The organism is Vibrio sp. 1-2 (7-a), assembly GCF_013048515.1.
Taxonomy (GTDB): Bacteria; Pseudomonadota; Gammaproteobacteria; order Enterobacterales; family Vibrionaceae; genus Vibrio; species Vibrio diabolicus.
Genome location: NZ_VHSQ01000001.1, coordinates 1094854 through 1107296 on the forward strand (window position 1 = coordinate 1094854; position 12443 = coordinate 1107296).

Sequence of the window (12443 nt, forward strand, 5' to 3'; positions counted from 1 at the left end):
TTCGTTTCTGCTTCGCTTTCGTATATTATTTGCCACAAATTCTGCAAACGAGATCCCACATTGCATCCTAATGTTTACATCCCAGACGCGTTTCTGGAAAAAATCCAAACTACCCTTCCTGCTCACCTCAACATGGAAGACTTTATCGCATCGTGCCAAAAGCCACTGCGCAAAAGTATTCGTGTTAATACGTTGAAGATCAGTGTTGAAGCGTTTCTAGAACGTGCAGACGCAAAAGGCTGGAAGCTTTCTCCTGTGCCTTGGTGTGACACAGGGTTTTGGATTGAAGCGGACGAGTCAGTTGTACCATTAGGCAACACCGCAGAGCACATGTCAGGCTTATTCTACATTCAAGAAGCCAGTTCAATGATGCCAGTATCTGCGCTGTTTATGAATGACGAATCTTACGATGCCGTGTTAGATACAGCAGCTGCACCAGGATCAAAGACCACTCAAATCGCGGCTTTAATGAACAATGAAGGCGTTCTCGTGGCCAATGAATACGCCGCAAGTCGTGTAAAAGTGCTGCATGCCAACGTGGAACGTTGTGGTGTACGTAACTCCGCACTAAGTAACTTCGATGGGCGCGTTTTTGGCGGTTGGCTACCAGAACAATTTGATGCGGTTCTGCTCGACGCGCCCTGCTCCGGCGAAGGCACCGTTCGCAAAGACGAAGATGCAATGAAAAACTGGACGCAAGCTTCCGTGCTCGACATCGCTGACACACAGAAAGATCTTATTGAAAGCGCCTTCCATGCACTAAAGCCCGGTGGTGTGATGGTTTACTCAACGTGCACACTCAGTACCGAAGAAAACCAACAAGTTTGTCATCACTTGAAAGAAACCTTTGGTGATGCCGTTGAGTTTGAAAGCCTTGAGACCTTGTTTGAAAACGCAAATGCTGCTCTAACTGAAGAAGGTTTTTTGCATATCTTTCCACAGGTCTACGACTGCGAAGGGTTCTTTGTTGCAAGAATTCGTAAACTGGCTGCTGTTGAACCACCAAAGGTCAAAAAGCGCATGGGCAAGTTCCCGTTTACCAAAGCATCGAAAAAAGAATCGGTTGAAATTGCCCAACAGCTGCAAAGTGCGTTAGGTATTGAACTTCCGAATGACAGTTCTGTATGGCTTCGCGATAAAGATGTCTGGTTGTTCCCTAATTCTTTAGAGCCAATGATCGGCGAATTACGCTTCTCCCGTATGGGTATCAAGATCGCGGAAGCCCATAAAAATGGCTACCGTTGGCAGCATCAGGTGGCAACGGCATTAGCGACAGGCTCTGAGGCAAACGCCATTGAACTCAGTATTGAAGAAGCGCGCGAATGGTACATGGGACGTGATGTTCGCCCACAAACGATTCCTGAGGGAATGAAAACAGGTAAAGGCGAAGTGCTTGTCACCTATCAAGGCGCAGTCATTGGCCTTGGGAAATGGGTAAGCAACAGAATAAAGAATGGTCTTCCTCGCGAATTAGTACGAGATAAGAACTTATTTTAAAGAAGTAGCAAATCATAAATAAATGAAAAGCCATCGTATTTGCGATGGCTTTTTAATTCGTAAGTATGAAAGCAACTGGGCTCGCTAGCGATCCGGATACGCTGTACTAAACTAGTTGTATCAAAGTAATGCTTTGATATGGCATTTCTCTCTATGTTCACCAACAAAATTATTGTTGGAAAAAGTTTAGCGCAGGCTCTGCGGAGCCGTTTCCCCTAGGCCCAAAAAAAGGAAAAGTTTGGGCCGTTTTTTTGGCTGCAGATCCGCTATACGTGAGTTTGGGCTACGCCAGACGAATACCGTCTTTCTCGATAACAATCTTGCCCTGCTTGTACAATCCACCAATGGTCTTTTTGTAAGTACCTTTACTTGTACGGAAAGCATCAAAAATCGCTTCAGGAGAAGACTTATCGTTCAAAGGTAAAAAGCCGCCTTTCTTCTCTAACAGATCAAGAATCTTGCTAGAAAGATCGTCCATTTTTGCCACGCCGACTTTTTGTAGCGCGAGATCGATTTTGCCATCTTCACGAATTTGCTTAATAAAGCCTTTCAGTTTCTTACCGATGTAAAGCTTACCAAACACATCTGATGGGAAAATCATGCCCCAATGCTTTCCGTTAACAATCGCTTTGTAGCCAAGTTGACTGCGCTCTGCGATGATCAAATCAACTTGTTCGTTAACTTCATAATTCGCCGGAGTTTTGTCTAACCATTTGTTGAACTTAGTCGTACCAACAATGCGGCCTGACGCTTTGTCAGTATATACATAGACAAGAATAGTTTGTCCCGCAGAGAAGCGAGTGCGTTGCTCACTAAAAGGAATAAGTAGATCCTTTTCTTTGATGCCCCAATTTACAAAAGCACCTGTCGCGTTGACGCCCTCAATCTTCATTAAGCCCCATTCACCCACTTGGGCAATAGGTCTTTCAATGGTCGCAGCAAGCTGGCTTTCTGAATCGAAGTACAAAAATACGTCTACATGATCACCAATTTCAGTACCCTCTGGTACATACTTATTAGGCAGTAGAACAGAACCGTAATCATCACCATCCAGAAATACGCCAAAATCAGCCTTTTTAATGACTTCTAAGCTGTTAATTTGACCAATTTTAATCATTGATTTTGTCTCTTTTTAAATTTACGTGGAATTATACCTAAACTAACAAGAAAATCAGAGAGAAAAGCATAGTGCTCTGTTATGCTGTTGTCGTTCAGCTATATGCCCCAGTCACTCTTTTAGCACTTTTATGCTTACCTGCTCAACAGTACGCATAAGTTAAGAATGCTTTAACAAAGTCAGGAGCTTTCTTTGGTCACCGTCGATAAACAAGACTCAATAACATTAAAAATCAGTCATGCACTCGCAAAGAGCAAAAGTGTCGACCTAGATATTTACTTTTTTATACCTGGTGAGCTTGGTTTAAACGCCGATATCATCAGTGAATCCGAATTTTATTACACTTCAATCACACAGCAACGCTCTTATTACAGTACTGAAATCCTTCTACCGCTAGTACACAGTCGACTTGCCAAACGTGGACGCCTGTCGAATCAACAATACCGAGTAAGTTTGAGTTTGTTCGCGTACCAATACGTTATTGCGCTAGACAAAGCGGTGGCAAGTTTAAACAAGCATCAGAACAACTCCGTAACGGAAGATGAAGTAGACGAAGTTATCGAGCTCACGCTTGAGATCTTAAAGCGCTTGCGACGTTCTATTCCTTATGAAGAGAACTTAAAACGGTACTACGTTAACATCGATAACTACCTGTCTTGGTATACCGAGCAGAAGTTTTTATCTCTAGTGGCTCATCTCCCGCGTGAAGGCGATTATGGCACGATTAAGAAACGCTTGATCACGCTCTGTGAAAAAGAGCAAGCCCATCGAAAACTCAACAAGTACAACTCTCCAAGAGTCGTTGAAGACGTTACTCGCCTATCTAACAAAATGCGCTTGCTAAGACGCTTGATTGAACACCCTATCGTGCTTCGTGAAGAAACCATATCAATGGGTAACAACATCAAGCGTGCTATCAAAGGTATTGCTACTGGCTTGGTGATGGTTGTCGTGACCTCAACCGTGATTCTCGCTCGCGATTACCTTGGGGAAATTTCCGCGTCCTTCATTATCGCGATGTCATTTATTTATGCTCTACGAGAAATCTTTAAAGATGATTTGCGCGATGCGATGTGGCGATGGATCCGTAAAGGCAAGCCAAAGTGGCGTAAGAAGTATGTTGATCCAACAACGAAAAAAGTGGTCGGCAGAAAATTAGAGTGGCTCGATTATCGTACGTTAAGTAGCTTGCCAGATAAGATTCAAAGAATACGTAAGAAGCGCGTCGTGCAGCGCGAAGAGCAGATACTTCATTATCACGAGAAAACCGAAATGGCGACCTCTCTATTCTTGAGTGGTTATGAGCAAACAAGAGAAACACTGAACATCAGTTTGCGCCCTATCATCCGCTTAATGGATAAAAGCTCAAACCGAGTTTATCGTTTAAATGAAGGGCAAGTGACCAAAGAGTCAGTAGAGAAACGTCATTTGCTCAATGTGATTGTCAAAGAGGACAACCACACCGATGAGCCTGTTTATTATCGTTGGAAAGTGGTCTTAAACCGCTCCAAAATCGTCTCGATTGAGCAGATTGAACTCAATTAAAGCGATATTCTTTAAAAACAGCAAACCACTAAGCAGCCTCTTTTCTTTGTTGGGCTGCTTTTTTTATCGAAAGAGTCAACGAGAATTCAGCCATAGGTTCGTCACCATGTAAGCTAGGACACAACGCGACGATTTTTACATCGCGATTCACTCGTTCACCCGTTGCCAACGTATGATCGAGCATCTCATCAATGACATGACCATCGTTACACACAAAGTGTACATCCGCTTCCGGACGTTTTAAAAACTCGGCTTTGACGCCTTTAAATGCTAAAGAGATCGCTTCTCCTTTTTCTTGCGCCTTGCTCATAGCAAGAAAACCACCAGCTACATCCGCCCCAACCGCTAAAGCGCCGAAATACATGCTATTCAAATGGTTCTTTGTTCTTCTTCGCAAAGGGATTCGAACCTCAACGTGCTCGCTATCTATCGCAATGATCTTAGGATGACAAAGCCAAATCAGAGGCACTTTAGAAAAGCCAAATAGATTTAGATACAAATTTGCACGACGTACAGCTGATAACATTTTGGTCTCCTTACCAATCTAGTCAGACCAGTTAATCAACGAAAGAAATAGATGTCAAAGAAATGTTAACAAAAGCTCGATCTCACGAGTTATTTAGCCACCATTTTAGTGACATTGTCACACAGATAAACATGAGGTTTGCCGCAGTTATCTTGATTGCCTAACGGTGAGATAGATGAAATGGTTATAAATTCAAATGTATATATATTGATTTAATGATCAAGTTTTGTCATTTATACATAAGTCATTTAAATGAATACCTACACCTTTGTATACAATTCGGTATTTCCTGGCGAAGATTCCCGTGAAACGGTTTATTCCTGCCTGTAATTCCGTTATCTTTACCCCTTCGCAATAGAGAATAAAGCTATAACATGCCTATAAAAACAGATGAATTGAGAACCCAACCTTTGGGTCCAATGCCTACCCCAGCAGAGCTAGGTAGTGTACATCCTATTACGGATGACGTTGCAGACCGTATCGCTCAATCTCGTCGTCAGATTGAAAACATTTTATCGGGTGAAGACGATCGCCTTCTTGCGATTGTAGGTCCGTGTTCTGTTCACGACACTGAAGCTGCCATTGATTACGCCACTCGCCTGAGTGAAATCCAAGACAAGTACAAAGACGAACTGTTTATCGTGATGCGTACTTACTTTGAAAAGCCTCGTACAGTAGTTGGTTGGAAAGGTTTAATTACCGACCCTAACCTAGATGGCTCTTACGCGCTTGAAGCTGGTCTCCATAAAGCACGTAAACTACTACTGGATATCAACAAGCTTGGTCTTGCGACTGCTACTGAGTTTCTTGATATGATTACTGGTCAATACATAGCGGATTTGATCACGTGGGGCGCGATCGGTGCTCGTACAACAGAATCGCAAATTCACCGTGAAATGGCATCGGCGCTGTCTTGCCCAGTTGGTTTCAAAAATGGCACAAATGGCAACGTAAAAATTGCAATTGATGCAATTCGCGCATCGAAAGCCTCGCATTACTTCTACTCTCCAGATAAGAATGGCCGCATGACGGTTTATCGTACAAGTGGTAACCCATATGGTCATATTATTTTACGCGGCGGAGAGAAAGGCCCGAACTTTGATGAAGCGTCAGTAAAACAAGCGTGTGATGCTCTAGCCGAGTTTGGCTTGCCACAACGTTTGGTTGTGGATTTCAGCCACGCAAACTGCCAGAAGCAGCACAGAAAACAAATCGACGTTGCTCAAAACATTTGTAACCAAATTAAGTCAGGCAGTACTCGTATTGCGGGTATCATGGCTGAAAGCTTTATTCTTGAAGGCAACCAGCCAATGACTGACATCAACAACCTAACGTATGGTCAATCTATTACAGACCCATGCCTAGGCTGGGAAGATACTGCTACAATGCTAGATATGCTGGCAAACGCCGTTAAATCCCGAAAGTCCCTATAACAAAATAATCAAGGAATCTTCATGCCATCGTTTGATATTGTTTCTGAAATCGATACGGTTGAACTACGTAACGCCGTTGATAATGCTAACCGTGAATTGTCTACTCGTTTCGATTTCCGCAACGTTAATGCGAGCTTTGAGCTAGTAGAAGAAAACGTAAAAATGTCTGCGGAAGGTGACTTCCAACTTAAGCAAATGCGCGATATTTTACGTGGCCACTTGGCAAAGCGTAATATTGATGCAAACGCAATGGATGCACAGGACCCAGATGTAACTGGTAAGAACTGGCACCAAACTCTGCTTTTCCGCCAAGGTATCGATACACCAACAGCCAAAAAAGTAGTGAAACTTATCAAAGACGCAAAGTTAAAAGTACAAGCCTCTATTCAAGGCGACAAGGTACGTGTTACTGGTAAGAAACGTGATGACCTGCAAGCGACAATGGCAGCGATTCGTGAAGCAGAGATGGGCATACCATTCCAGTTTAACAACTTCCGTGATTAATCTGTCTGAGAAGTAACTTAGTTTAAAAACGCCAGCGCATAGTTCGCTGGCGTTTTTGTTGGCCTTTTAATCGAGAAGCCAAGTGCCCACTTTTTAACGTGGTTATATCACCAAGTCCTGCCCTTGCAGCAATAAGAACTCGCTCGTCCCTTTAGGGATAAACACGCAAACTCGAAGCTTTTCAGATTTAGCCTTGGTCAACATATCAGAGAGTTCAGCTGCGCTGGAGAAAGCTTCTCGCTCTGCATCTCTTCGTATTAGCTCTAACACGTTCGCTTCGCATCGAGTTGAGTAAAGTGCTAGCTCGGCTTGTTGCATGTAGCGCACGGCCTTAATTGGCAACATCTCAACGTCTTTCCCTACCTGTATCCAAGTACAACTTCCTTTTTCATCCAAAGGTGTTGCCATGGTCGCTTGGTAAATCGTTTCTAACTCTCTATTATCTCGCGCGTTTTCAACCTCAGGATTCGAGAAGAATTGCTCCCAAAACTTACGACGTAAATCGACGCTAGGTAGTGCTTCTTTAATCGAATTACGCTTTGAGTTAGCAAAGTCCGCCATCAACCCCATGTTTTGTGGCAGTATCGATTCAAGCTTTTCACGGATGTTTCGAATCAAAACTGGTGAGGCGCCGCCACTAGAAATAGCAATTTGTATGCGGCCACGATTGATCATAGAGGGCGTAATGAAGTCACAATAAGGCTTATCATCCACAACGTTCACTAGGATGCCTAATTCTTTCGCATCTTTATATACTTGGTGATTTAGCTCAGGATTATCTGTCGTGGCCCACACTTGAACAAAGTTTTTAGTGACAATGTCACTTGAATAGAAACGTTGCACCCAGCGCACTTGATGCTCTGCAGCAAGCTTAGACAGAAAGTCGACCAACGTTGGAGAAACGATAGTGACATCCGCCCCTGCCTTTAGCAACGCTTCCACCTTTCTGCTTGCCACCTCACCGCCGCCCACGACAAGAACGGGTTTATTGATTAAATCTAAGAACAGAGGAAAATATCGCATTTCAATCCATGATTACCCTAATTAGCTGTTGCAGACCATGCTACCAAAAATGGGGCAAGCTCATCACCCTGTTTCGGTATCACAAATAATTTTTGTTCGAATTTTTACTGAACTTCACCAAGCTCAGCTAATGATAGTTTTAATAACAACTTTTTATTCTCTTGTATTGTTCACTCTTCTATTGATTGTTCTGATGCACCAAATTGTCCATGATTTGCACTATTTACAAACAATTAACATTTCGTCATTCTAAATCTCAAGGCGCTTTGTAAGTTCTCTCAAAACTTCATTTAAATTATATATTTGAGAATTAACAGATCCTTTCCTACGCTTATAACTGGTTGATCTATCGAATACCGTTTCTTCGAAAATCAATCACGTAGGACGATAACTCTAACGAATTGGACACGTTATTTCAGGTCACTCCTGATTAAACATGGATCATACAGGAAGGATACAAATGGCAAATAAACTCACAGTTCTTGCTTCCGTCGTAGCGGCTTCTACTGCGATGATGGCAACATCAGCTCAAGCAGCAGACACTACTCTGGACAAAGTCACAAAACAAGGTTTTCTTACTTGTGGCGTAAGTACCGGTCTACCTGGTTTCTCTAACCCGAACTCAAAAGGTGAATGGGAAGGTATCGACGTAGAATATTGCCAAGCACTGGCTGCAGCCGTTCTTGGGGATAAAACGAAAGTTAAATATGTACCCCTAACCGCGAAAGAACGTTTCACTGCGCTTCAATCAGGTGAGATTGATGTGCTTTCTCGTAACACCACCTGGACACTGCATCGTGATACTGCACTTGGCCTAAACTTCGTAGGGGTAAACTACTACGATGGCCAGGGCTTTATGGTGAAGAAAGATCTTGGCATCTCAAGCGCAAAAGAGCTTGATGGTGCATCAGTTTGCGTACAGTCCGGTACAACAACTGAGCTGAACCTTGCTGACTACTTCCGTAACAGCGGTATGTCATACAAGCCGGTCGTATTTGATACGGCAGCCCAAACGTCAAAAGGTTTCGATGCAGGACGTTGTGATGTGTTAACGACTGACCAATCTGGTCTTTATGCATTGCGCCTGAACCTGAAAGATCCCTCTTCTGCAGCCGTTCTTCCGGAAATCATTTCTAAAGAACCACTAGGTCCCGTCGTTCGTCAAGGTGATGACCAATGGTTCAACATTGCGAAGTGGACATTATCAGCAATGATTAACGCCGAAGAGTATGGTATTAGTTCGAAAAATGCGGATGAAATGCTGAAATCGAAAGATCCAAACATCAAACGTATTCTTGGTGTTGACGGTCCGAAAGGCAAAGGTTTGGGTATTCGTGATGATTGGGGCTACCAAGTTATCAAGCAAGTCGGTAACTATGGTGAAAGCTTCGAACGCACAGTCGGTACTGGTTCGCCGTTAGAAATTTCTCGTGGCGTTAATGCGCTATGGAATGCAGGCGGCTTTATGTACGCGCCACCAATCCGATAGAACAAGTTAATCAGGGCGGTTCATGCCGCCCTTTTTCTTGATTTTATCCATCTGTATGAGTAAGGACCGCTCATTGAATGGTAAGAAGTATTCGCTTAGATAGGCTATTTCAACTCGAATATCGCCGTTTAACTCTGGTGAAAACATGCTTCGACCAGCAAGGACGTGACTATTCATACAGGCAGATATCTATAACTAAGGTTTGAGGTTATCGCTGTATGAAACCGACAAAAGATGCATCGCCAAGTACGATGTCCAAACCGAGCGGAAGCAAGAGCTTGATTTATAATCCCGCCTTTCGTTCTGCTATTTTCCAGATCATTGCCATAGCTGCACTGGTATTTTTCTTTTACACGATTATTAACAACGCACTGAACAACTTAGATGCTCGTGGGATCGCTACGGGTTTCGGTTTTTTAAATCAAGAAGCCGGGTTTGGTATCGGGCTGACGCTAATTGAATACGATGAAACGTACTCTTACGGCAGAACGTTTACTATTGGCCTTCTTAATACAGCGCTGGTCTCCGTATTAGGTATTATTCTGGCTACCGTGATTGGTTTTACCATGGGGGTCGCTCGCCTTTCTTCTAACTGGTTAGTGAGTCGCTTGGCTGCTGTTTATATCGAAACGTTCCGAAATATCCCACTTCTTCTACAAATATTTTTCTGGTATTTCGCTGTTCTTCAAGCATTACCCTCACCTCGTCAAAGCTTGAGCCTTGGCGAAGCCATCTTCTTGAATGTTCGTGGTTTATATTTTCCAGCACCAGACATGGAGCCAGGCAGTGGCTTTGTTATTGCTGCATTAATCTTCGGGGTGATCGCCAGCTTGCTGATTAATGTATGGGCGAATAACAAGCAACGCCTAACTGGGCAACAAACGCCAATGGGAAGAATAGCTTTAGGCTTAGTCGTTGGCTTTCCGCTGATTGTCTACTTCCTTGCTGGTATGCCAATTTCACTAAATTATCCTGAACTGAAAGGGTTTAACTTCCAAGGTGGTATTAGCATTATTCCTGAACTTGCTGCACTACTTTTGGCACTGAGCGTTTATACCGCCTCCTTCATTGCCGAAATTGTACGTTCTGGTATTAATGCGGTTAGCCATGGTCAAACGGAAGCGGCGATGTCGCTGGGCTTACCACGCGCGAAAACTTTAAAGCTTGTTGTCATTCCGCAAGCGTTACGAATTATTATTCCACCTTTAACCAGTCAATATCTCAACCTCACCAAAAACTCATCGTTAGCGATGGCGATTGGTTACCCAGATCTTGTCTCTGTCTTTGCTGGTACTACCCTGAACCAAACGGGGCAAGCGATTGAGATCATTGCGATGACGATGGGTGTGTACTTAACCTTAAGTTTGATTACGTCTGCATTAATGAACTTGTATAACCGTAAAGTCGCACTGGTGGAGAGATAATATGAGTACTCATCAATTTCAACCGGATCTCCCACCACCAGCCAATACCGTCGGCTTTATTGGTTGGATGCGGAAAAACCTATTTAATGGACCTGTCAATTCCATTGTTACCGTAATTCTTGCTTATCTTGTCTTTAGTGCAATTTGGCATATCGTTGATTGGGCGTTTATCAACGCGGACTGGATTGGTTCGACGCGTGACGATTGCAGCCGAGAAGGTGCTTGCTGGGTATTTATCAGCGTGCGCTGGGAGCAGTTCATGTACGGTTTCTATCCTGAGTCTGAACTGTGGCGCCCTCGCCTTTTCTACATCACATTGGCTATATTTACTGTGTTGCTAGCGTATGAAAAGACACCGAAACGGATTTGGATTTGGCTTTTCTTCGTAAACATCTACCCATTCATTATCGCTGGGCTGTTATATGGTGGGATATTTGGGCTAGAAGTGGTCGATACACACAAATGGGGCGGATTACTCGTTACGCTCATCATTGCGTTAGTCGGTATTGTCGTTTCATTACCGATTGGTGTGGTACTCGCGCTCGGTAGACGTTCAGAGATGCCCATCATTCGCAGTATTTGTACCGTCTATATTGAAGTTTGGCGTGGTGTGCCACTGATTACCGTTCTGTTCATGGCTTCCGTTATGCTGCCTTTGTTTATGTCCGAAGGATCAGAGACAGACAAACTTATTCGCGCTCTTATTGGTGTGGTGATGTTTGCCTCGGCGTACATGGCCGAAGTGGTACGGGGCGGCTTACAAGCGATTCCAAAAGGCCAATATGAGGCTGCCGACGCACTTGGGTTAAGTTACTGGAAAAAAACAGGGCTTATTATCTTGCCGCAAGCGCTGAAGATTACGATCCCTTCTATCGTGAACACGTTTATCGGATTGTTTAAAGACACTAGTTTGGTTCTTATCATTGGTATGTTTGACGTACTAGGTATAGGACAAGCAGCAAACACCGACCCTGACTGGCTAGGCTTTGCTACTGAAAGTTATGTATTTGTCGCGTTGGTGTTTTGGGTATTTTGTTTTGGCATGTCGCGTTATTCGATATGGCTTGAAAACAAACTTCATACCGGTCACAAACGATAACTCATCAAGCTCAAGGACGTATTATGACGCAACAACAAGACTATATGATCCAATTGAAGGACATGAATAAATGGTATGGTGAGTTTCACGTACTAAAAAATATTAACCTCGATGTTAAGCGCGGGGAAAAAATCGTAATCTGTGGCCCATCAGGGTCAGGAAAATCAACGATGATTCGCTGTATTAACCGCCTCGAAGAGCACCAAGCTGGCAGTATTTATGTTTCCGGTACGGAATTAACTGAAGATTTGAAAAATATTGAAGCTGTGCGCCGTGAAGTGGGCATGTGCTTTCAGCACTTTAATCTCTTCCCTCATTTAACCGTACTGGAAAACTGTACGCTCGCGCCTATTTGGGTGAAGAAGATGCCTAAAGATGAGGCAGAAGCGGTCGCGATGAAATATCTGGAACGCGTTAAAATTCCGGACCAAGCAGAGAAATATCCTGGCCAGTTGTCTGGTGGTCAGCAACAACGCGTGGCGATTGCTCGCTCTTTGTGTATGAACCCTAAAGTCATGCTTTTTGATGAACCAACATCAGCACTTGATCCGGAGATGGTTCGCGAAGTGTTGGATGTAATGGTCGAGCTCGCCGAGGAAGGCATGACCATGCTCTGTGTGACACATGAAATGGGCTTTGCGAAAGAGGTTGCCGATCGCGTGATATTTATGGACGCAGGAGAGATCATCGAAGAGAACAACCCTGTTGATTTCTTTGAAAACCCTCAATCAGATCGAACTCAAAATTTCCTAGCGCAAATCTTACATCACTAAGATCTTTTACAAC

Annotated in this window: 12 protein-coding genes; 8 read left to right on the plus strand and 4 right to left on the minus strand. The window is 43.7% G+C overall.

The window, feature by feature from the left end; all coding sequences use genetic code 11:
- Positions 1 to 60: 60 nt before the first annotated feature.
- Positions 61 to 1497, plus strand: coding sequence for a 16S rRNA (cytosine(1407)-C(5))-methyltransferase RsmF (gene rsmF, locus FKN08_RS04880; protein ID WP_170891447.1), 1437 nt, complete (start codon positions 61 to 63; stop codon positions 1495 to 1497).
- A gap of 283 nt (positions 1498 to 1780) precedes the next feature.
- Here the strand turns inward: rsmF and FKN08_RS04885 are convergent, their stop codons facing one another.
- Entirely contained in the window at positions 1781 to 2614 is an 834-nt protein-coding gene (locus FKN08_RS04885) for a S1-like domain-containing RNA-binding protein (RefSeq protein WP_005396561.1), read from the minus strand.
- Between the two features lie 192 nt (positions 2615 to 2806).
- Between FKN08_RS04885 and FKN08_RS04890 the strand changes: the two genes are divergently transcribed.
- Positions 2807 to 4159, plus strand: a complete 1353-nt coding sequence (locus FKN08_RS04890; protein WP_006743263.1) for a hypothetical protein — start codon at positions 2807 to 2809, stop codon at positions 4157 to 4159.
- Positions 4160 to 4187: 28 nt separating this feature from the next.
- On the opposite strand, the gene FKN08_RS04895 is transcribed toward FKN08_RS04890, so the two are convergent.
- On the minus strand, positions 4188 to 4685 hold the full coding sequence (locus FKN08_RS04895) for a DUF4442 domain-containing protein (RefSeq protein WP_005396564.1): 498 nt from the start codon (positions 4683 to 4685) through the stop codon (positions 4188 to 4190).
- Between the two features lie 374 nt (positions 4686 to 5059).
- Between FKN08_RS04895 and FKN08_RS04900 the strand changes: the two genes are divergently transcribed.
- Positions 5060 to 6118: a 3-deoxy-7-phosphoheptulonate synthase gene (locus tag FKN08_RS04900; RefSeq protein WP_074190109.1), complete on the plus strand. Its 1059-nt coding sequence runs from the start codon at positions 5060 to 5062 to the stop codon at positions 6116 to 6118.
- Positions 6119 to 6139: 21 nt separating this feature from the next.
- Entirely contained in the window at positions 6140 to 6622 is a 483-nt protein-coding gene (locus FKN08_RS04905) for a YajQ family cyclic di-GMP-binding protein (protein WP_005377415.1), read from the plus strand.
- Positions 6623 to 6724: 102 nt separating this feature from the next.
- Here FKN08_RS04905 and FKN08_RS04910 read toward each other — a convergent pair whose 3' ends face one another.
- Positions 6725 to 7645: a bifunctional precorrin-2 dehydrogenase/sirohydrochlorin ferrochelatase gene (locus tag FKN08_RS04910; protein WP_048626418.1), complete on the minus strand. Its 921-nt coding sequence runs from the start codon at positions 7643 to 7645 to the stop codon at positions 6725 to 6727.
- A 460-nt stretch (positions 7646 to 8105) separates the two neighbouring features.
- Between FKN08_RS04910 and FKN08_RS04915 the strand changes: the two genes are divergently transcribed.
- Entirely contained in the window at positions 8106 to 9134 is a 1029-nt protein-coding gene (locus FKN08_RS04915; RefSeq protein WP_005396567.1) for an amino acid ABC transporter substrate-binding protein, read from the plus strand.
- Between the two features lie 6 nt (positions 9135 to 9140).
- On the opposite strand, the gene FKN08_RS04920 is transcribed toward FKN08_RS04915, so the two are convergent.
- The gene (locus FKN08_RS04920; RefSeq protein ID WP_157858995.1) at positions 9141 to 9311 is read right to left on the minus strand and encodes a hypothetical protein; all 171 of its coding nucleotides are present in this window, start codon (positions 9309 to 9311) and stop codon (positions 9141 to 9143) included.
- Positions 9312 to 9352: 41 nt separating this feature from the next.
- Between FKN08_RS04920 and FKN08_RS04925 the strand changes: the two genes are divergently transcribed.
- Genes FKN08_RS04925 through FKN08_RS04935 form a run of 3 tightly spaced genes read left to right on the plus strand, consistent with a single transcriptional unit; the run spans position 9353 to position 12430 of the window.
- A complete protein-coding gene (locus FKN08_RS04925; protein WP_170891448.1) occupies positions 9353 to 10558 on the plus strand; it encodes an amino acid ABC transporter permease in 1206 nt (401 codons plus the stop codon).
- 1 nt (position 10559) lies between these two features.
- Positions 10560 to 11657, plus strand: a complete 1098-nt coding sequence (locus tag FKN08_RS04930) for an amino acid ABC transporter permease (RefSeq protein WP_065646461.1) — start codon at positions 10560 to 10562, stop codon at positions 11655 to 11657.
- 23 nt (positions 11658 to 11680) lie between these two features.
- Positions 11681 to 12430: an amino acid ABC transporter ATP-binding protein gene (locus FKN08_RS04935; protein WP_005377400.1), complete on the plus strand. Its 750-nt coding sequence runs from the start codon at positions 11681 to 11683 to the stop codon at positions 12428 to 12430.
- Positions 12431 to 12443: the final 13 nt, after the last annotated feature.

Bases quoted from the DNA above. Each gene is read 5' to 3' on its own strand.
- FKN08_RS04915 (WP_005396567.1), top strand. From the start codon at position 8,106: ATGGCAAATAAACTCACAGTTCTTGCTTCCGTCGTAGCGGCTTCTACT.
- FKN08_RS04920 (WP_157858995.1), bottom strand. From the start codon at position 9,311: ATGAATAGTCACGTCCTTGCTGGTCGAAGCATGTTTTCACCAGAGTTA.
- FKN08_RS04935 (WP_005377400.1), top strand. From the start codon at position 11,681: ATGACGCAACAACAAGACTATATGATCCAATTGAAGGACATGAATAAA.
- FKN08_RS04910 (WP_048626418.1), bottom strand. From the start codon at position 7,645: ATGCGATATTTTCCTCTGTTCTTAGATTTAATCAATAAACCCGTTCTT.
- FKN08_RS04930 (WP_065646461.1), top strand. From the start codon at position 10,560: ATGAGTACTCATCAATTTCAACCGGATCTCCCACCACCAGCCAATACC.
- FKN08_RS04895 (WP_005396564.1), bottom strand. From the start codon at position 4,685: ATGTTATCAGCTGTACGTCGTGCAAATTTGTATCTAAATCTATTTGGC.
- FKN08_RS04900 (WP_074190109.1), top strand. From the start codon at position 5,060: ATGCCTATAAAAACAGATGAATTGAGAACCCAACCTTTGGGTCCAATG.
- FKN08_RS04905 (WP_005377415.1), top strand. From the start codon at position 6,140: ATGCCATCGTTTGATATTGTTTCTGAAATCGATACGGTTGAACTACGT.
- FKN08_RS04885 (WP_005396561.1), bottom strand. From the start codon at position 2,614: ATGATTAAAATTGGTCAAATTAACAGCTTAGAAGTCATTAAAAAGGCT.
- FKN08_RS04925 (WP_170891448.1), top strand. From the start codon at position 9,353: ATGAAACCGACAAAAGATGCATCGCCAAGTACGATGTCCAAACCGAGC.